Annotated in this window: 19 protein-coding genes; 13 read left to right on the top strand and 6 right to left on the bottom strand. The window is 67.1% G+C overall.

Translation table 11 applies throughout. The features are described 5' to 3' along the window. Window positions 1-231 precede the first annotated feature (231 nt). The 8 genes from FPP74_RS07695 to FPP74_RS07660 all read left to right on the top strand — a co-directional run bounded on the left by FPP74_RS07695 (window position 232) and on the right by FPP74_RS07660 (window position 7167). Entirely contained in the window at window positions 232-1005 is a 774-nt protein-coding gene (locus tag FPP74_RS07695) for a succinate dehydrogenase cytochrome b subunit (protein WP_095275158.1), read from the top strand. A gap of 24 nt (window positions 1006-1029) precedes the next feature. After that, complete coding sequence (locus FPP74_RS07690; protein WP_095275157.1) at window positions 1030-3123, top strand: fumarate reductase/succinate dehydrogenase flavoprotein subunit; 2094 nt, start codon at window positions 1030-1032, stop codon at window positions 3121-3123. Beyond that, window positions 3123-3872: a succinate dehydrogenase/fumarate reductase iron-sulfur subunit gene (locus tag FPP74_RS07685; protein ID WP_095275156.1), complete on the top strand. Its 750-nt coding sequence runs from the start codon at window positions 3123-3125 to the stop codon at window positions 3870-3872. Before FPP74_RS07690 ends, FPP74_RS07685 begins: the two co-directional genes overlap by 1 nt. Before the next feature lie 55 nt (window positions 3873-3927). Beyond that, window positions 3928-4299 carry a hypothetical protein gene (locus FPP74_RS07680; protein ID WP_095275155.1) on the top strand — a complete coding sequence of 124 codons (372 nt, stop codon included), beginning with the start codon at window positions 3928-3930 and terminating at the stop codon, window positions 4297-4299. A 123-nt stretch (window positions 4300-4422) separates the two neighbouring features. Next, a complete protein-coding gene (locus FPP74_RS07675) occupies window positions 4423-5700 on the top strand; it encodes a DUF445 domain-containing protein (RefSeq protein WP_144717805.1) in 1278 nt (425 codons plus the stop codon). A gap of 42 nt (window positions 5701-5742) precedes the next feature. Next, a complete protein-coding gene (locus FPP74_RS07670) occupies window positions 5743-6288 on the top strand; it encodes a CGLAU_01105 family protein (RefSeq protein WP_095535211.1) in 546 nt (181 codons plus the stop codon). Between the two features lie 3 nt (window positions 6289-6291). Beyond that, window positions 6292-6612 (top strand): DUF2516 family protein, encoded by a 321-nt coding sequence (locus tag FPP74_RS07665; RefSeq protein WP_233125689.1) that lies wholly within the window; start codon window positions 6292-6294, stop codon window positions 6610-6612. Between the two features lie 6 nt (window positions 6613-6618). Then, the gene (locus FPP74_RS07660; protein WP_144717803.1) at window positions 6619-7167 is read left to right on the top strand and encodes a hypothetical protein; all 549 of its coding nucleotides are present in this window, start codon (window positions 6619-6621) and stop codon (window positions 7165-7167) included. On the opposite strand, the gene FPP74_RS07655 is transcribed toward FPP74_RS07660, so the two are convergent. Genes FPP74_RS07655 through FPP74_RS07645 form a run of 3 tightly spaced genes read right to left on the bottom strand, consistent with a single transcriptional unit; the run spans window position 7164 to window position 9262 of the window. After that, window positions 7164-7949 carry a DUF2993 domain-containing protein gene (locus FPP74_RS07655; protein WP_095535213.1) on the bottom strand — a complete coding sequence of 262 codons (786 nt, stop codon included), beginning with the start codon at window positions 7947-7949 and terminating at the stop codon, window positions 7164-7166. The genes FPP74_RS07660 and FPP74_RS07655 overlap by 4 nt on opposite strands. Before the next feature lie 5 nt (window positions 7950-7954). After that, on the bottom strand, window positions 7955-8770 hold the full coding sequence (locus FPP74_RS07650; protein ID WP_095537633.1) for an SAM-dependent methyltransferase: 816 nt from the start codon (window positions 8768-8770) through the stop codon (window positions 7955-7957). Further along, window positions 8771-9262 carry a DUF2505 domain-containing protein gene (locus FPP74_RS07645; RefSeq protein ID WP_095535335.1) on the bottom strand — a complete coding sequence of 164 codons (492 nt, stop codon included), beginning with the start codon at window positions 9260-9262 and terminating at the stop codon, window positions 8771-8773. On the opposite strand from FPP74_RS07645, the gene FPP74_RS07640 reads away from it, so the two are divergent. After that, the gene (locus tag FPP74_RS07640) at window positions 9224-10321 is read left to right on the top strand and encodes a UDP-N-acetylmuramate dehydrogenase (protein WP_144717871.1); all 1098 of its coding nucleotides are present in this window, start codon (window positions 9224-9226) and stop codon (window positions 10319-10321) included. The genes FPP74_RS07645 and FPP74_RS07640 overlap by 39 nt on opposite strands. Here FPP74_RS07640 and FPP74_RS07635 read toward each other — a convergent pair. Together FPP74_RS07635 and FPP74_RS07630 are read right to left on the bottom strand one after the other, a co-directional pair. Beyond that, complete coding sequence (locus FPP74_RS07635; protein ID WP_144717801.1) at window positions 10314-12065, bottom strand: long-chain-fatty-acid--CoA ligase; 1752 nt, start codon at window positions 12063-12065, stop codon at window positions 10314-10316. The two genes, FPP74_RS07640 and FPP74_RS07635, sit on opposite strands and share 8 nt — an antisense overlap. 97 nt (window positions 12066-12162) lie before the next feature. Then, window positions 12163-13890 carry a long-chain-fatty-acid--CoA ligase gene (locus FPP74_RS07630; protein ID WP_144717799.1) on the bottom strand — a complete coding sequence of 576 codons (1728 nt, stop codon included), beginning with the start codon at window positions 13888-13890 and terminating at the stop codon, window positions 12163-12165. A gap of 176 nt (window positions 13891-14066) precedes the next feature. On the opposite strand from FPP74_RS07630, the gene FPP74_RS07625 reads away from it, so the two are divergent. Together FPP74_RS07625 and mshA are read left to right on the top strand one after the other, a co-directional pair. Continuing rightward, entirely contained in the window at window positions 14067-15035 is a 969-nt protein-coding gene (locus tag FPP74_RS07625) for a MinD/ParA family protein (protein ID WP_095535217.1), read from the top strand. A gap of 41 nt (window positions 15036-15076) precedes the next feature. Then, window positions 15077-16336, top strand: coding sequence for a D-inositol-3-phosphate glycosyltransferase (mshA, locus tag FPP74_RS07620; RefSeq protein WP_144717869.1), 1260 nt, complete (start codon window positions 15077-15079; stop codon window positions 16334-16336). 6 nt (window positions 16337-16342) lie between these two features. On the opposite strand, the gene FPP74_RS07615 is transcribed toward mshA, so the two are convergent. Further along, on the bottom strand, window positions 16343-17518 hold the full coding sequence (locus FPP74_RS07615) for a hypothetical protein (RefSeq protein ID WP_144717797.1): 1176 nt from the start codon (window positions 17516-17518) through the stop codon (window positions 16343-16345). 86 nt (window positions 17519-17604) lie between these two features. On the opposite strand from FPP74_RS07615, the gene FPP74_RS07610 reads away from it, so the two are divergent. After that, complete coding sequence (locus tag FPP74_RS07610) at window positions 17605-18351, top strand: phosphoglyceromutase (protein WP_173783189.1); 747 nt, start codon at window positions 17605-17607, stop codon at window positions 18349-18351. An 18-nt stretch (window positions 18352-18369) separates the two neighbouring features. Continuing rightward, window positions 18370-19656 (top strand): cell wall metabolism sensor histidine kinase WalK, encoded by a 1287-nt coding sequence (locus tag FPP74_RS07605; protein WP_095535219.1) that lies wholly within the window; start codon window positions 18370-18372, stop codon window positions 19654-19656. Window position 19657: the final 1 nt, after the last annotated feature.

Below are 19657 nucleotides of genomic sequence, written 5' to 3'. Positions count from 1 at the left end.
CGGGCAGGGGGATTATGAACAAAATGCGGAGAGAGTGTGCAAGGTCACAAATTACCGTAGGGTGGACTGGGAACGTTGAAAGTTGCTGGGAGCGGGCGCGCTCCGGGGGTTGGGCGAGAAAGGTACTCCCATTATTCGAGGTGGGAGGGGGTGTGGGGACGTGAAAGTGGCGCGAATAAATAGGTGGGGTGCCCAAAGGTTGCCTACAGTAGTAGCGACACTGGAGGTGCCATGACTGTACAAAACGCAGACCGTGAAGCCATTCGTCACGGTAAAATCACTGAAAAGCCGCTGCGCGAGCGGCCGTCCTACCCAACGTGGGCTTTGAAGCTGACCATGGCCGTCACCGGCCTCATTTTCGGTCTTTTTGTGCTCGGCCACATGGTGGGCAACCTGAAGATCTTTATGCCGCTCCACGCCAACGGGCAAGCGCCGATTGATGAATACGGCCGCTTCCTGCGCGAGATCGGCGAGCCGCTGCTCCCGCACGAGGGCTTCCTCTGGATCGCCCGCATCGTGCTGCTCGTCTGCCTGGTGCTGCACGTCTGGGGTGCGTTCACGCTGAAGGCGCGCTCGTCCCAGTCGCGCGGCAAGTTCAAGCGCACGGGCCTGATGGGTGGCTGGCAGTCCACCGCGACCCGCTGGATGCTCATCACCGGCGTAATCCTGCTGCTCTTCGTCATCTTCCACCTGCTGGATCTGACCACGGGCCAGGTCGTCGCCTCTGACCAGTTCGTCCACGGCGAGGTGCGCAACAACATGCTCGCCACCTTCGCGCCGGGCCGCTGGTGGGTCACCCTGATCTACGTCGTGGCCAACCTCGCGCTGCTGATGCACCTGACCCACGGCATCTACCTCGCTGTCTCCGACCTCGGTTGGCTCGGCGAGCGCGGCCGCGGCCTGATGGTCCTGCTGGCGTACGTCCTCCCGTTCATCGTGGTCATCGGCAACGTCGTGATGCCGATTGCCATCGCGTGCGGCTTCGTCCCCGACTTTTCCCGGTAACGGCTGATAGAGGAGAAACACACTATGACTACCGCATACAACCCCAATAAGGGTGCTCAGGGCGGCGCAGCCGACACCACCGCTACCGGCGCAGTGGGCGCCCAGGGTGCTGCCGGCCAGGAGACGTCCGGCGGCTTCCGCCAGCCCGAGTCCGCCGCTCCCGGCGTGACCCCGGGGCACATTCTGGACGCCGCGGAGCCCAACCGCGACGAGGTCCGCATGAAGGACATGTGGGGCTACCAGAAGGACCACATGAACCTGGTCTCCCCGCTGAACCGCCGCAAGTTCACCGTCCTCGTGGTGGGCACCGGCCTGTCCGGCGGCGCTGCCGCCGCGGCGCTGGGCGAGCTGGGCTACAACGTGAAGGCCTTCACCTACCACGACGCACCGCGCCGTGCGCACTCCATCGCCGCGCAGGGTGGCGTGAACTCCGCCCGCGGCAAGAAGGTGGACAACGACAGCGCGTACCGCCACACCAAGGACACCGTCAAGGGCGGCGACTACCGCTGCCGCGAGTCCGACTGCTGGCGCCTGGCTATCGAGTCCGTCCGCGTCATCGACCACATGAACGCCATCGGCGCCCCGTTCGCCCGCGAGTACGGCGGCACCCTGGCCACCCGCTCCTTTGGTGGCGTGCAGGTCTCCCGCACCTACTACACCCGTGGCCAAACGGGCCAGCAGCTGCAGCTGTCCACCGCGTCGGCGCTGCAGCGCCAGATCCACCTGGGTAACGTGGAAATCTTCACCCACAACGACCTGATGGACCTGGTCATCACGGAAAAGGATGGCAAGAAGCACTGCGAGGGTATTGTCACCCGCAACCTGATCACCGGCGAGATCGTGCCGTTCACCGGCCACGCCGTGATCCTGGCCACCGGCGGCTACGGCAACGTCTACCACAAGACGACGCTGGCCAAGAACTCCAACTCGTCTGCCATGATGCGCGCGTACGAGCGCGGCGCGTACCTCGCCTCCCCGGCGTTCATCCAGTTCCACCCGACGGGCCTCCCGGTCAACGCGAAGTGGCAGGCGAAGACGACGCTGATGTCCGAGTCGCTGCGTAACGACGGCCGCATCTGGACCCCGAAGGAAAAGGGCGACGACCGCGACCCGAAGGACATCCCGGAGGAGGAGCGCGACTACTTCCTCGAGCGCCGCTACCCGGCGTTTGGCAACCTGGTGCCGCGCGACGTGGCCTCCCGCGCCATCTCCCAGCAGCTCAACGCCGGCTACGGCGTTGGCCCGCTGCACAACTCCGCGTACCTGGACTTCACCGACGCCATCGAGCGCCTCGGCGAGGACACCATCCGCGAGCGCTACTCCAACCTGTTCGAGATGTACGAGGATTCCATCGGCGATGACCCGTACAAGGTCCCGATGCGCATCGCCCCGACCGTCCACTTCACCATGGGCGGCCTGTGGACCGACTTCAACGAGATGACCTCCATCGACGGCCTCTTCGCCGCCGGCGAGTGCTCCTGGACCTACCACGGCGCGAACCGTCTGGGTGCGAACTCCCTGCTCTCCGCGTCCGTGGATGGCTGGTTCACCCTCCCGTTCACCGTGCCGAACTACCTGGCCAACCACCTCGGCGAGGAAGTGCTGCCGGAGGACGCGCCGGAGGTCACCGAGGCTGTCAACCGCGCCAAGGACACCATCGAGCAGATCATGTCCGTTAACGGCACCGACCCGCACGGCCCGGAGTTCTACCACGAGCAGCTCGGCGACATCCTCTACGAGCACTGCGGCGTCTCCCGCACGGTCGAGGGCCTGCAGGAAGGCATCCAGAAGATCCGCGCGCTTCGCGACGATTTCCGTGCCAACATCTCTATTCCGGGTTCCCCGAACGAGATGAACCAGACCCTCGAGGCCGCACTGCGCCTGGCCGACTACATCAACCTCGGCGAGCTGATGTGCATCGACGCCCTGGACCGCGACGAGTCCTGCGGTGCGCACTACCGCATGGACCACCTCACCGAGGATGGCGAGGCAGAGCGAGACGACGAGAACTGGTGCTTCGTCTCCGCGTGGGAGCCGGCCGGCGAGGGCGAGTTCATCCGCCACGCAGAACCCCTGTACTTTGATTCGATCCCGCTGATGACAAGGAACTACAAGTAATGAAACTGACACTTGAGATCTGGCGTCAGGCCGGACCCGACACTGAAGGGCACTTCGAAACCATCCAGGTGGACGACGCCGTCGAGCAGATGTCCATCCTGGAGCTTCTCGACCACGTGAACAACAACCTGGTCGAGGAAGGCAAGGAGCCGTTCGTCTTCGCCTCCGACTGCCGCGAGGGCATCTGCGGCACCTGTGGCCTGAACGTGAACGGCCGCCCGCACGGCGCGGACACCAACACCACCGCCTGCCTGCAGCGCCTGTACAACTACAAGGACGGCGACACCCTGAAGATTGAGCCGTTCCGCTCCGGCGCGTTCCCGGTGATCAAGGACCTCGCCGTGGACCGCTCCGCGCTGGACCGCGTGATGCAGCAGGGTGGCTACGTCTCCATCAACGCCGGTACCGCACCGGACGCCGACACCCTCGCCGTGAACCACCACGACGCGGAGACCGCGCTGGACTACGCGGCCTGTATCGGCTGCGGCGCCTGCGTCGCCGCCTGCCCGAACGGTGCTGCGCACCTGTTCACCGGCGCGAAGCTCAAGCACCTGAAGCTGCTGCCGCTGGGCAAGCAGGAGCGCGGCCGCCGCGCCCGCAACATGGTCGACGAGCTGGAGACCAACTTCGGCCACTGCTCGCTCTACGGCGAGTGCGCGGACGTCTGCCCGGCGGGTATCCCGCTGGACGCGGTCGGTGCGATCAACGCCGAGCGCGCACGTGCAGCCTTCCGTGGTGGCGACGACTAGGCCGCCGTATACTATCTACCGAGTATTTGAAGCAGGACGAGAGAAAAGAGTCATCATGGCTTCCGAGCACGCAGTTGCAGACATCAGCAGCGAGTCTTTCCCGACGTACAAGTCGGCACTCGCGGACACCTACATCGAGGGCTACGACCCGGTTTCCCTGGGCGCTCCGCACTCCTCGCTGAACCGATTCTCCACCTGGATCGCGATGGCCCTGATCCTGGCGTCCCTCTCCGGCTTCGGCTTCGCCGTCTGGGGCGGCTCCGCCATGATCGCCGGCTTCGGCGCACAAGAGAATGACTACAGCCAGATCCTGCTCATCCTCGGCCTGATCGTCGTCGCCGCGACCCTGATTCTCGGCGCGATTCTGATCGCCGTAGGCCGCAAGGACTACAAGGCGTACAGCAAGGCCACCGGCCGCGTGAACTAGCGCCGCACGCCCTGCGCCACTTCCCCCGACTGCGGAATTTTCCCGCGGTCGGGGGATTTTTGGTGCACGGGGGCGTCGCTAAGCAACTCGAACTGCGCGGGGCCGGGCTGCCATAATCAAGGTATGTCTCAGCACGCGATGATGCCCGCGCCCTCGAACGAGGCAGAGCGGCGGCGGATCCTCCGGAATCACAAGATCTTTGTCACGAGCCTGCTCGGGCTCATGGCGGTGATCTTCCTGTCCTGCTCGTGGTGGCAATCGCACGGCGCGCCCACCTGGGTGGGCTATGTGCGTGCCGCGGCGGAAGCCGGCATGGTGGGCGGGCTGGCGGACTGGTTCGCCGTCACCGCGCTGTTCCGCTATCCCATGGGCCTGCCAATCCCGCACACGGCGATTATCCCCAACAAGAAGGACCAGGTCGCCGACGCGCTCAGCGAGTTCGTCAGCGAGAACTTCCTCAACGCCCGCACCATCACGCAGAAGGTGATGGAGGCGAACCTGCCGCAGCGCGTCGGCACGTGGCTCACCCGCCCCGCCAGCGCCGAGCGGGTCAGCCAGGAGGTCGGCGACTTTACGGTCCGCGTCGTGCGCGGCATCGATCCTGCCGACGCAGAGGCGTTCATCAACACCCAGCTCATCGACCGACTCGCTGAGCCCACGTGGGGTCCGCCGCTCGGCCGCGCGCTCGAGGGCTTCATCGCCGACGGCAAAGCGGAGCCCATCGTCGAGGACATCCTCGCCTGGTCGCGCGCGAAGCTGGACGGGATGGAGCAGAGCATCGTCACGCTTATCGACGACCGCATGCCCCGCTGGGCACCGAAGTTTGCCAAGGACCTGGTGGGGGAGAAGGTGTATACCGAGCTGGTGAAGTTCATGGCGGAGGTGGACCGCGACCCGAACCACGAGGCGCGCCGCGCCATCCGCCGGCAGCTGTCCCAGTTCGCGCAGGACCTGCAGTTTGATAGCCAGATGATTACGCGCGTCGAGGCGCTCAAGGGCGACGTGATGGGCTCCACCGCTGTCACCTCCGCGGCAAGCAGCATGTGGGAGCAGCTCGCGGACACTATCGTGGCCAACGCCACCGACCCGCAGAGTATGCTGCGCCGCAAGGTGGCGGACGCTGCGGCGGAGTGGGGCGGGAAGCTGGCGAACGACCCGGAGGTGCGCGCGTCGGCGGAGCAGAAGCTGGAAAAGGTGGTGCACTTCGCCGCTGAGAACGGCGCGGACCAGATCGTGGGCATCATCGCGGAGACCATCCAGCGCTGGGACGGGGCGGAGGCCTCGGACAAGATCGAGCTCATGGTGGGCAAGGATCTGCAGTTCATCCGCCTCAACGGCACGATCGTGGGTGCACTCGCCGGGTTGGTTATTTACACTGTGTCTCAGCTGCTCTTTTACTAGCTTTGTTACTCGCTCACGCACTCGACTGAAAGGTTTTCTAACATGGCTGACAATTCCTTCGACTCCGCATCCAACCCCTCCGAGTCCGGCGACCTGCGCGCCAACCTGCGCGACGCGGGCCAGGCAATCGTTGCCGCCGGCTCCTCCCTCGGCGCGATGATCAGCAAGCACGCCGGCAAGTACACGGAAGACCTGCCGGAGAAGCTGAAGTCCGCTACCACCAGTGCCCGCGAGCGCCTGGACCAGGCCGATAGCGAGGGCGAGATCCGCGCGGCGGCCTCCAACTTCGTCGCTGAGGCAGAGAAGCAGTTTAAGGCGTTTCAGCAGCGCGACCTGGAGTTCTCCGACGACGTGAAGGGCTCGCTGCAGAAGGCCGTGGAAGACGCGCGCGGCCTGTTCAACGAGAAGATCGGCGAGCTGCGCGGTGGCGGTGCCGGCACCGCCACGGGCCAAGGCGCGGACAGCGTGCTCGATGATGTGCGCGAGCGCCTCGAGTCCCTGTTTGCCCGCGTGCAGGAGCAGTTTGGCGGCGCGAACCAGCGCCCCGATATTATCGATGGCGAAATTGTCGCCGACGAGGATAAGTAACGTATGACCCCGACTCTTGCGAACCTGAGCACCGTCACGATCATCATGAGCATCCCGACGATGCTCAGCGCCCTCTTCTTCTTCGCGGTGGCGATCGCGGGCTTCGCCGGGGTGTACTTTGCGCTGTCCACCCGCGCGGATGCGTTTGACGCGGCGGACCGGCAGAACAAGAACACGTGGGCGCTCATCCTGGGTGGCTCCGCCCTGGTCTGCCTGCTCCACCTGCCGTTCATCATGTGGTTCGGCGCGGTGGCGATCGGCGTGTACTGGCTGGACGTGAAGCCCCAGCTGGATAACATTCTGCGCGGCAACTACGGGTACTAGCGGCGCATGAACGACTACGAGTGGCTGGCCACCCGCCGGGGCACGTTCCTGGCCGGTGGCCCGTTTGCTGCCCCGGATGACCGGGGGAGCGCGGGCCTTGTCGTCGAGCCGACCCAGATCCCGCAGGTGCTCCGCCGCAGTCTTCCCGCCATCGCCGTCGTGGGCTGGCCCACCGGCCGCCACCACAGCGTGATCAAGGCGGCGGAGGCGCGCCTGGCCGCCGAGTCCGGCGCCGATGAGATCTGGCTCGCGCTCGACCCCGATGCCGCGCAGGGCGCCGCGCTTGCCGACGCCATCGCGGTCCACCAGTCACTCACCGTCCCAGTGGGCATCGTCTGCCCCGCAAGCGCAACGGATACCGCGCTGCGGGTTGCGGAGCACCTCGGCGCGTCCTGCCTGGCTGTCCCGGCCTCCGCCGGGGTGCCCGACACGCCTGTCGACGTCGCCGTCGACGTCGCCGTCTACGGCGCCGATCCGGGCGAGGAGGCCGCGATCACGTGGCTGGAAGTCGGCGCGGCCCGGGTCTTCGCCCGCTCCGGAGCACAGTCGGACTAGGCCGCGGCGCCGTACTGGCCCTGCGCGTTCTGCATCTCCGCAAAGTTCACGTTTTCACCGGTCATGGTGACGCGCACGCCGCCGGGCACGACGCTGAACTCCTGGATGTTCATGCCGTCGGCGCTCTGGTCCTCCATGCCCTGGCTCATGGCGTCGCTCAGCGCGCTCGCGGCCTCCTCGGGCAGGTCCATGCCGAACAGCTGGGTGCCGGTGGCCTCGAAGCGCATCTGGCCCTGCTCGGTGATGGGCTTGAGGTCCAGCGCGGCCACCCCTCCGGTGAACTCGATGTGGACGGTGCCGGCGTCGGGGTCGGTGTTCACGTCGGAGACGTTGATCACGCCGCTGAGGAAGGAGTCCTCGCCCATCTGCTGCTGCAACTGCTGGTTGAGCATCGCGCGGATGAGGTCATTGGTGAGCTCGGTGTCTACGCGGAACGACTCGGCGACGGGGTCGCCGGAGTCGTAGCGGATGTTGTCCATGACGATGTGCGAGGCGGGGTCGCCGGTCACCTGGTCGCCGTTGACCACCAGGGTGGACGGGGTGTCCAGGTCGATGTGGGGAAGCTTGCCAGACACCAGGCCGAAGATTACCGGCTGCGGGCCGAAGGAGACGTCGGGCTCCGCGCCGTCACCGCCGCCCTGGGCGGACGAGGTCTCGGCGTTCTTGTTGAACTCCGAGGTGATCTGGTTGGCCATGAACATGCGGATCCCGCCCTCGGCGATGAGGAGCAGGACGAGCAGTGCGGCAAGGATGCCGACGATGACTTTCCACGCGGTTTTCATGCGGCCTAGTGTACGGCAGGGTCCACCGCCGCCCAGTCCACGGTGAGCACGTTGTCGCGCAGGGGTCGCCGCACCGGGTGGATGGGCCACCCCTTGGCCACGAGTTCTTTTCGGGCCTCGCGCCAGCGCACGCGGGGCCCGTACGGGTCGAAGGGGGCGGCGTGGGCGTAGGCCGCGTTGGCGTCGGTAAGCAGCGCGTGGATCTTCTCGCCAGGGACGTTGCGGTGGATGAGGGCCTTGGGGAGGCGCTCGGCCACGTCACCCGGTTCGGCGACGTCGAAGGGGTCCCAGGCGAGGGTGAGGGAGCGGGGGCCGGTGGCGTCGAGAAGCACCCAGGTGGCGCGGCGGCCGATCTCGTCGCAGGTGCCTTCGATGAACATGCCGCCGGGGGCGAGGCGTTCGCAGACGGTACGCCAGGCCTCGTCCACCTCGGCGACGTCGTATTGACGCAGCACGTTGAAGGCGCGCACGAGGTGGGGGCGGTAGCCGGCGAGCTCGAATCCGCCGAGCTCGAAGCGAACGCCGTCGCGTGGCGGCAGCACCCGGTCGGGGTGGATCTCCAGGCCCACGACCTGGGTAGACGGATTGACGCGCCGCAGCCAGCGGGACCACTCGACGGTGGTGGTGTGCGAGGCGCCGTAGCCCACGTCCAGCGCGAGCGGCTCCCGCGCGCCGCGCAGCAGGGAGCGGATCGCGGGGTTGTAAAAGGCCCAGCGATCACAACGGCGCAGGCGGTTGTACCCGGTGGTGCCGCGGGTGATTACTCCGTACGGCTTGCCGGGGCCGGCCTGCGCCCTGAGGTTGTGGTGGTGCGGGGAGATTTACAGGTTCTCCGCGATCCACTGCTCGGTGAGCTTGGCTTCGTTTTCCACGATCTCCTCGAGTGCCTCGGCCACCTTCGGCTCGAGTGCGGCGCCCATGAACGGGATGTCTACCTTGGCCTCGTTGTCGTAGGCGAGGGTGGTGGTGTCGCCCTCGCCGGTCATGGTGATCTCGCCGGAAAAGTCGACCGGGGTGCCCTTCACGTCGCCGGTGAAGGTGTGGTTGGCGGTTGCGCCGTCCAGCTTGCCAATGTTGACCACGCGCTTGAGCTTGAGGTCCTGGCTGATCATGGCCTGCGCTGCCTCGGGCAGGATGGACTTGGGCAGCACTTCAAACAGGGTGGCGGTGTCACCGGTGAACTCGTGCAGCTGGCCCGGCTCCGGGGAGAGCTTCTCCGCGATGAACTCCCAGTACGCCTGGGTGGCGTAGGCCTCGGCAACCTTCTCGGCCGGCTGGTTGATGGTGACGGTGGTTTCACTTCGTGCAGTCATGCCCAACAGACTACCGTTGGTGGGGTGTCTGATTCATCTTTCGCCTCCCTGACCACGCTGCGCGTCGGCGGCACCCCCGCTGACCTGATCCGTTGCACGACCGCCGAGGAGCTCGCGGCCACCGTCGCGCGCCTGGACGCCGCGGGCACGCCACTGCTGGTCGTGGGCGGCGGCTCGAATTTGCTCGTTGCTGAGGGGGAGCTGGACCTCGTTGCGGTGGTTGCAGCGAACGAGGGCATTTCGCTTATCGACGCCCCGTCGTCCCCCTCCTCCCGCACCACCCTGCGCATCGGCGCGGGCACGGTGTGGGACGACGTGGTGGCCTACGCGGTCGAGCGCGGCCTGGGCGGTATCGAGGCCCTCTCCGGGATCCCGGGCTCCGCGGGCGCCACCCCGGTGCAAAACGTCGGCGCGTACGGCGCGGAGATCGCCGAGGTGCTCACCCGCGTGCGCCTGTGGAACCGCGAGACCAACACCGATGAGTGGGTGCCCGCAAGCGACCTGGAGCTGGCCTACCGGTACTCCAACCTGAAGTTCACGCACCGCGCGGTCGTGCTCGAGCTGGAGATCGAGCTGGAGCGCCGCGAGCTCTCCGCCCCGCTGCGCCACCTGGGCGGCGAGCAGGTCCCGCTGGCGCAGGCGCGCGCCTCCGTGCTGGCCACGCGCCGGAAGAAGGGCATGGTGCTGGACCCGGAGGATCATGACACGTGGTCGGCCGGCTCCTTCTTCACCAACCCCGTCGTGGACCCGTCGGTTGCGGACACGATCGAGCGCGAGGTCGGCGAGGAGGGTATGCCGCGCTTCCCGCAGCCGGACGGAAAGGAGAAGCTGTCGGCGGCCTGGCTCATCGAGCGCGCCGGGTTCCCGCGCGGTTTCCCGGGCGAGGAGGCGCCGGCCCGCTTGTCCACGAAGCACACGCTGGCCCTCACGAACCGCGGCCAGGCGACCGCGGACGATATTGCGGAGTTGGCACGGCGGGTGCAGCGTGGCGTCGAGAAGCGCTTTGGCGTGGCGCTGGTGCCCGAGCCTGTGTGGGTCGGGCTCCCACCGCTTAGCTGAGCATGTTGAGCAGGTCGTCGCGTACCTCGCGGCGGCGGATCTTGCCCATCTGATCGCGCGCGAGCTCCTCAAAGTGGTAGAAGGTGCGCGGCACCTTGTAGCGGGTGAGGTTCTCGCGGGCGAAGTCCTTGAGCCCCTCCGGGTCGAGCGCGGCGCCGTCGCGCAGCGTGACGCAGGCGACGACGTCCTCGGAGCCGTCCTCGCGGGGGCGGCCCACCACTGCCACGTCGATCACGTCGCGGTGCTTGCGCATGACCTCCTCGACCTCGGCCGGGTAGACGTTAAAGCCGCCGGTGATAATGAGCTCCTTGATGCGCGAGACGAGCTTGATAAAGCCGTCTTCCTCCATCACGCCCATGTCGCCGGTGCGGAACCAGCCGTTGTGGAAGGCCTTCTCGGTGGCTTCCTCGTTGTTGAAGTAGCCGCCGAAGACCTGCGGGCCCTTCACCAGGATCTCGCCGGGCTCGCCGAAGGGCATGTCCTCGTCCAGGTTGTCCTCGTTGGCGATGCGGATCTGCGTATCCGGGAACGGGATGCCGATGTAGCCCGGGCGGCGGTCCTCGGTGCGCGGGTTGCCCACGATGATCGGGGAGGTTTCGGTGAGCCCGTAGCCCTCGACCAGGTGGCCGCCGGTGAGCGACTCCCATTCCTCGATGACCTCGACGGGCAGCGAGGACGCGCCGGAGAAGCCGACCTGCACCTTGGACATGTCGACGTGCTTTTCGCGGGCCGTCTTCACAATGCGCTCGAAGACGGTGGGCACGCCCGGAATGAATGTCGGCGGGCGCTTCTTCAGGGCGTTCATGATCAGGTTCATCTTCGGCGCCGGCAGCAGGTTGAGCTCGCTGCCCACCAGCATCATGAGGGTGAGGGAGAAGGTGAGGCCGTAGGCGTGGAAGAAGGGGAGGGTGGCCAGCATGCGCTGGCCCGGCTCCTGCAGTTCCTTGACCCAGGCGCGGCCCTGCACCGGGTTTGCGTGCAGGTTTTTGTGCGAGAGCACCGCGCCCTTCGGCGCGCCGGTGGTGCCGGAGGTGTACAGGATCACGGCCGGCGAGTCCGGGGTGAGCGCCTCCGGGATGTCAATGTCCGCGCCCTCGCCGCCGATGGCGGAGCCGGTGAGCGCCTCGAAGGGGACGGTGTTGGTGCACGGACCGGTGAGCTGTGCGCGCGCCTCGCGCACCTTGGGCAGTGGGATGCGCAGCGCCAGGCGCGTCTTGCGCGGCATCGCGCGCGTCATGTCCACGCTGATCACCGTCTCCAGCGGCGTGTCCGGGCGTAGCTTCTCCAGCGTGTCCGCGGTCTTGTCCCACACGATGGCGATGCGCGCGCCGTGGTCGGCGAACTGCGGGCGCAGCTCGTTGGCGGTGTAGAGCGGGTTGTGCTCGACGACGACCGCGCCAAGCAGCTGCACCGCGTAGAAGGCGACGATGTGCTGCGGGCAGTTGGGCAGCATGATGGCCACGCGGTCGCCCTCGCGCACGCCGAAGGCTTTGAGTCCGGCGGCGGCGCGGCGGACGTCGCGGTCCAGCTCCGCGAAGGTGAGCGTGCGGCCGAAGAAGGTGGCCGCCGGCTTGTTCGCGTTTTTCTCCAGGTTCTGCAGGTACATCTCCGGCAGGGTGGTGGTGCCGTATTCCAGGGAGTGGTCGGTCCACTCCGGGTAGTACTGCAGCCAGGGCTTTTCCTGGTTCGGGTCAAAGGCGGAACCGGAGTTGCCGGCGCCGGAGGTATGCACTGTGGAAGACATGCCCCACACCTTACGCTTCCGTAGCTTTCTCTACCGTAACGGGAGAATGTGGGGCTTCTGTGAACTTCTGCGCCTCGTTGCTGCCCGTAATGTTCCGTTATGCGCCGTCCTCTTCCAACATCCGGATGAGCGTGCGCTGCACGTCCCGTCGGCGGATCTTGCCGGTCTGGTCCCGGTCCAACTCCTCGAAGTGGTAGAAGGTGCGCGGCACCTTGTACCGGGTGAGGCGCTCGCGCGCGAAGGTTTTCAGCCCCTCCGGGTCGAGCGCCGCGCCGTCGCGCAGGGTGACGCAGGCGACGACGTCCTCGGATCCGTCCGCGCGGGGCCGGCCTACCGCGGCGATGTCGGTGACGTCCGGGTGCTGCCGGATCGCCTGTTCGACCTCGTCGGGGTAGACGTTGAAGCCGCTGGTGATAATGAGCTCCTTGATGCGCGCGACCAGCTTGATCCACCCGTCCGGCTCCATCACGGCCATGTCGCCGGTGCGGAACCAGTCCTGGTAGAAGGTCTTCTCAGTGGCCTCGGGGTTGTTGAGGTATCCGGAGAACACCTGGGGGCCGCGCGCGAGGAGCTCGCCGGGCTCGCCGTCCGGCACGGTCTCCGCCGGGTTGTCCGGGTTGGCAATGCGGATCTCCGTGTTGGGGAAGGGGAGGCCGATGTAGCCGGGGCGGCGGGTGCCGTCGAGCGTGTTGCCCGCCAGAATTGGCGAGGTCTCCGTGAGCCCGTAGCCCTCGATGAGCCGGCCGCCGGTGGCCTGCTCCCACCGTTCGATGGTGTGGGCCGGGAGTGTGGACGCGCCGGAGATGGAGGTGTGGATGGAGGAGAGGTCCGCGTGGGATTCGACGGCCCAGTCAATGATCCGGTCGTACAGGGTGGGCACGCCCGGCAGGACGGTGGGCCGCGTCTTCAGGATGGCCTTCTGGTATAGCTCCGGCTTGGGTGCCGGCAGCAGCACCATCTGCGCGCCGCAGGTGAGCGGCAGCGCGTAGTTCAGCGTAAGGCCGTAGACGTGGAACATGGGCAGGATGCCCAGCACCTTTTCCTCTACCGCGCCCCAGTTTTCCAGCCAGGACACGCCCGCGGTGAGCACGGAAGTGATGTTGCGGTGGGTGAGCGGCACGCCCTTCGGCGCGCCGGTCGTGCCTGAGGTGTACAGGATCACCGCCGGGTCGTCGGCGCTGATCGGCGGCTCGCCGGCCGGTACCCCGCCGCGGCTGGCAACGTGCGCGCCGCCGCGCCCCTCCAGGAGGTCCTTCATATCGATCGTGCCGGGCGCCGGGCCGGTGAGCTGCGCGCGCTTGTCTCGGATTGGGCCGACTGGCACGGAGAGCGCGGCGCGCGTGGCCCAGGGCATCTCGTCGATCATGTTCACGGAGATGACGGTCTCAAGCGGGGTGTCTTCGGTGAGTGTGGTGAAGGTGTCCGCCTGCTTGTCAAAGACGATGGCCACCTTCGCCCCGTGGTCGATGAACTGGTCGCGCAGCTCGTAGGCGGTGTAGAGCGGGTTGTGTTCCACCACGGTTGCGCCCAGCCGTAGCACGGCGGTCAGCGCCACGACGTGCTGCGGGCAGTTCGGCAGCGCGAGCGCGACGCGGTCGCCGCGGCGCACGCCGAGCCCGGCAAGCGCGTTGGCCAGCCGGGTGACCTTCTCGTTGAGCTGCGCGTACGTCAGTGCCTTGCCCATGAACCACGTGGCGTCGCGCTGCGGGGTGGCGGCCACGTTGGCATTGAACATGCTGACCAGGGTGTCGCTGCCCAGCCTAGGGTGCGGGTCCGTCCACTCCGCGTACTGCTGGATCCAGGCCTTCTCGTCGGATGCGCTCACCGTCACTCCTTAGTTATAGTGAAATAAGTAGATGTGAGTATAACCTACGCAACCGTAACTTTGGAAAGTTTTGCGCTTGGAACATCCTCCGAAACGCATTCGCGTTGCACGCTTCCCCCAGCTGCCTTAGGCTTGGTGCCCACACGTTCAGGGGGAACAATTCAAGGGGGATTTCTGTGACCACGCTCAGTGACGGCCCAATCGAGCTCGTCCCGCCACAAGCGCTCGACCACTCCAACCTGGTCGATCCCGTCAAAGCGCCGCCAAAACGCGGCTGGCGCAAACTCGTCCACACCGCCACGCGCGGCCGGATCAACCCCGGCGGCTCGCGCAAGGAGCTCGAGCACGAGCAGCTTATCGACGCCATCCGCGCACCCCTCCGCGGCGACTACCGCATCGCCGTGATGAGCCTCAAGGGCGGCGTGGGCAAGACCACGACGACCGTGGCCCTTGGCGGCATCTTCGCCGAGACCCGCGGCGACCGCGTCATTGCCATCGACGCCAACCCGGACCTGGGCACGCTCGCCCAGCGCGCCGCGGCGACTACCCCGGCGACCATCCGCGACCTGCTCGCCGCGCCGGACACCTCGCGCTACCCGCAGGTGCGCGCCTACACCAACCAGTCCAGCTCCCGGCTCGAGGTGATCGGCTCCGAGCGCGACCCCGCCGTCTCCGAGGCGTTTTCCGAGCTGGACTACCGCCGCTCCATCGACATCCTGCAGCACCACTACAACGTCATCCTCACCGACTGCGGCACCGGTCTCATGCACTCCGCCATGGCGGGCGTGCTGGACCTGGCCAACGCGCTCGTGCTGGTTACCTCGCCGGCGCTCGACGGTGCCCAGTCCGCCGCCGCCACGCTGGACTGGCTCAACCTCCACGGCTACGACCAGCTCGCGGCCAACTCCACCGTGGTCATCTCCGCGGCCGCGCCGGGCAAGCCCACCATTGATACGGACAAGCTCGCTGCGCACTTCGCGTCGCGCACCCGCGCCGTGCATGCAATCCCGTACGACCGACACCTCGCCGAGGGGGCAGTGGTGGACCTGGACCGCCTGGCGGCGCCCACCAAGCGCGCCTACCAGTACCTCGCGGCCGACGTGGCCAGCGACTTCAGCGCCTGGCACAAGCACGCCGCCTACTAGGTCGCGCTGCATTACCCTGGGGCGCTATGGATGCAGATGCACTGCGCGTGGGAATGATCTCCATGCACACCTCGCCCCTGGAACAGCCCGGCGTGGGCGATGCCGGCGGAATGAACGTGTACACCTTTAACGTGGCAAAGGGGCTCGCGCGCCAGGGCGTCCAGGTGGACGTGTACACCCGCGCGACCCGCCCCAGCCAGGGGGAGGTGGTGCAGGTGTGCGAGAACTTCCGGGTGATCAACATCGTCGCCGGCCCCTACGAGGGGTTGCACAAGGAGGAACTGCCCACGCAGCTCGCCGCGTTCGCGGGCGGTGTCGTCCAGTTCACGCGCGCCCACGACCTGCGCTACGACCTCATCCATTCCCATTACTGGCTCTCGGGGCAGGTCGGCTGGCTGCTCGCAGACCTGGCGGGCATCCCGCTCGTGCACACGGGGCACACGTGGGCGGCGGTGAAGAACGCGGCGTCGAGTAGCAGCTCCGAAGGCGAGGCCCGGCGCATCTGCGAGCAGCAGCTGGTGGACAACGCGGACACCCTCGTGGTGAACACCCGCGACGAAATCGACCAGCTTTCGCGTCACTACGACGTGGACCCCTGCAAGATCAGCGTGGTCACCCCGGGCGCGGACACTGAGCTGTTCACGCCGGGCACGAACCGCAACACGGAGCTGGCGCGCCGCCAGCTGGGCATCCCGCTACACGCCAAGGTCGTCGCGTTCGTGGGGCGGCTGCAGGACTTTAAGGGGCCGCAGGTGCTCATTCGGGCGCTTGGCGAGCTGCACCGGGCGCACCCGGAGGTGCCGTTGCGGGCGATTATCTGCGGCGGGGCGTCGGGAAGCGGCACGAGCGTGGAGCGCTACCGCGAACTCGCGCGCGAGGAGGGCCTCGGCCGTCTCGTACGTTTCCTCGGCCCCCGCCCGCCGGAGGAGCTGGTGTCCATCTACCAGGCGGCGGACGTCGTCGCCGTGCCCAGCTACAACGAGTCGTTCGGCCTGGTCGCGGTCGAGGCGCAGGCCACCGGCACCCCCGTCGTCGCCGCGCGCGTGGGCGGGCTGCCGCTCGCGGTGGCGGAGGGGGAGACCGGGGTGCTCGTGGATGGTCACGAGCCCGCCAGCTGGGCCGAGGCGCTCGGGGCATTGCTTGACGACGACCCCCTGCGCATCCCCATGGGCGAAGCCGCCGTCGCGCACGCCGCCATGTTTAGCTGGCAGGAGAGCGCGAAGGCGCTGGTCGGCGTCTACGAGCGGACGATCGCCGAGTTTGAGCCCGGGCTGGACGACCGCCGCGCCATCGGCGGCTAGTGCGGGCTAGTGCGGGCGGCCCTGCCCGAGGACGTCGTTGAGCAGGTAGTTCGCCCCAGTGACCGCGAGCTGCTGGGAGTGGTGGTCAGCCGCCGCGCCGGCCATGTTTGCCACTTCCTGCGCGCCCTCCACGGAGTTGACCTGGCTCGCGCGCTGCGCCAGGGTGTTGGCGTCCTGCTGCGCGACGGCGACCGACTTGTCCCAGGCCTCCTTCGGCGTGGAGATCTCCACCTCCGGGTTCTCCTCTTGGATTGTGTTCATGACCTGGTCGAACTCCTGATTCAGCGAGGTGTAGTCCGCGTGCGGGGCCGTCGACTGCTCCAGCGTGAACTCCTCGTTGACGTGTCCGTCGGGCACGCCGTAGGCGTCCTCGATGATGCGGTCCGCCGGCTGGGCCTTGCCCAGCGGGCCGATGCCCATGGAGGTGACGCCGATGACGGCGCCGTCGTTCGGGTCGTAGTTGATGCCGCCGGAGTCGCCGCCCTGGTAGTTCAGGCCCCAGGAGTAGACGCCGTTGCGGCTGCGGCCGATCTGCGTCCCGCAGGAGCGGCCGGACGTCGCGCCGTCCTTACAGATGGGCTGGCCGAAGTTGTCCGTGCTGAACTGGTTCACCGGCAGGGTGGGGTAGTCGCGGATGCTGCGCAGCTGCACGGGGGCACTCACCGGGGCGCCGGCCGCGTTGCTGGACTGGGAGATGCTGGTGGCGGGCACGGAATCGTCGATAAGCACGACGCCCCAGTCGTCGGTGTTGACGGTGTCCCAGAAGAACTCGTGCGGCCAGAAGGTGTGCTCGTACTCGGTGGGCTTGTGGGCGGCTTTGCGCTCGCCGATGCGCGGGTATTTGCCGGCGACGGGGACGGTGGCCTCGGTGCTAAACGTCGGGGTTTCGTTGTCCTGGAGCACGCAGTGGCCGGCGATAAGGAGGACGCGCTCGCCGCGGATCGTGCCGCTCGGGCCCTGGGAGCAGGACGCCACGCTGGCCTCAGGTGGGATGGTGATGTGCCCGTTGGCCGCACCCTCGAGTGGCATCTCGGTCTGCGGCTCCTGCGGGAAGACACGGAACGCGCCGCCGGGTGCTACCAGCGCGGGCTCCTGCGCCGTAGCGGGGGCGGCGAAAGTTGCGGCGAGTGCTGCGGCGGAAAGCGCTACGGCCACGACTTTACGGGTGCGGGCGAGCTTCACAAGTCCTCCTCGAATGGTGGTTTAAAAGGTCTGTCTATGAGAGTACGTGAACGCATGCTGAACGGAATCGTGGCATGCTGGGAACCATGAGCAACGGAAAGCTAATTCTTGTCCGTCACGGGCAAAGCGAGTGGAACAAGTCCAATCAATTCACCGGCTGGGTCGACGTGAACTTGACCGAGCAGGGTGAGCAGGAAGCAATCAACGCAGGCAAGCTCATGGCCGAGCAGAACGTGCTGCCCGACATGGTGTTCACCTCTCTGTTGCGCCGCGCGATCCGCACCGCAAACCTGGCACTCAACGCGGCTGACCGTCACTGGATCCCGGTGGAGCGCAACTGGCGCCTCAACGAGCGCCACTACGGCAAGCTGCAGGGCCTGAACAAGGCTGAGATCCGCGACGAGTACGGCGAGGAGCAGTTCATGACCTGGCGCCGCTCCTACGGCACCCCGCCGCCGGAGATCGACCCGGAGAACGAGTACTCCCAGACCCACGACCCGCGCTACGCCTTCCTCCCGGAGGTGCCGCGCACCGAGTGCCTCAAGGACGTTGTCGAGCGTTTCCTGCCGTACTACGTCGACGTCATCCTGCCGCAGGTGCTCGAAGGCAAGACCGTGATGATCGCCGCGCACGGCAACTCCCTGCGCGCGCTGGTCAAGTACCTGGACAACATTTCGGACGAAGACATTGCCGGGCTGAACATCCCGACCGGCATGCCGCTGGTCTACGAGATTGACGCGGACGGCAAGGTCCTCAACCCGGGCGGCACCTACCTGGACCCGGAGGCCGCCGCTGCCGGCGCCGCTGCCGTGGCAAACCAGGGGCAGAAGTAAGACCCTAAAGTTGTCTGCATGACCCCACTTATCGCCTTTTTCCTGGGCATCGCAGTCGCAGCGCTCGCCGCTCCAATCCTGCGGCGGGCGCTGCGTTGGCGCGAGCGCAACCGGGAGTACACGGCGGAGTCGGAGCCGCAGGCAAGCTCGATCAGCCAGATGTATCACCTGGCTATCCAGGGCTCCCCCACGGGTATCGCCGTCATGGAGCGCTCGGGGCGCGTCACGCTTTCCAACGCTCGCGCCCACGACATGTCCGTCGTGCACGACGGCACCGTGAACCCCGAGGTGTGGGCGGTGGCCGAGGAGGTCTTCGACGACCAAGAGGAGCACATCCTCGCCCTCGCCCTCCCGCAGCGCGCAACGGGCAGCCGGATTCGGAACGTGCGCGCCGTGATTAAGCCGCTCACGCTCACCCAGAACTCGTACGCCGTGGTCTACGTCACCGACGAATCCGAGAACGTGCGGATGGAAAACGCGCGCCGCGACTTCGTGGCCAACGTCTCCCACGAGCTGAAAACGCCGGTCGGCGGCATGGCGCTGCTTGCAGAGGCGCTCATGGAAGACCCCACGGACGCGGACATGGTCACCTACTTTGGCGCGAAGCTGCAAAAGGAAGCCCACCGGATGGGGGAGATGATCACAGACCTGATCTCCCTATCCAAGCTGCAGGGCGCGGAGGCGCTCCCGGACATGAGCCCGGTGCGGGTGGACGAGATTATTGACGACGCAATCGAGCGCAACCACGTCGGCGCGGAAAACCGCTCGATCGAGCTCATCCGCGGGGAACGCACCGGGCTGCGCGTGATGGGGGACCGCCCCCTGCTCACCGCGGCCGTGTCCAACCTCGTTTCCAACGCGGTGAACTACTCGCCCGACGGCAAGCCGGTGAGCATCACCCAGAAGGTGGTGCGCGGCAACGTCCTGTACCTGCGCGTGACCGACCGCGGTATCGGCATCGCCCCCGAGGACCAGAAGCGCGTCTTCGAGCGCTTTTACCGGGTGGACAAGGCCCGTTCGCGCTCCACGGGCGGGACCGGCCTGGGCTTGGCCATTGTGAAGCACGTGGTGGCAAACCACGGGGGTAACATCAAACTATGGTCCCGGCCCGGAACGGGATCGACGTTCACCATTGAGCTGCCGATCTTCGACCCGGAGCAGGCCGCGGAGCGCGCGGAGCTCGAGCGCGCGGCCGCCGAATCGGAAGCGGCGGGCGAGCCAGCAGTGACGGCCAAGGGGCAGCCGAAGTCGGGCACGAACACCCCGGTGCGTAACGTCATGCGTCGAGTGAAAGCCAATAAGTAGG

Source organism: Corynebacterium sp. NML180780 (assembly GCF_007786415.1).
Classification (GTDB): Bacteria; Actinomycetota; Actinomycetes; order Mycobacteriales; family Mycobacteriaceae; genus Corynebacterium; species Corynebacterium gottingense.
Note: the sequence above shows the minus strand (reverse complement) of the source record. Positions and strands in the feature narration are given on the sequence as shown.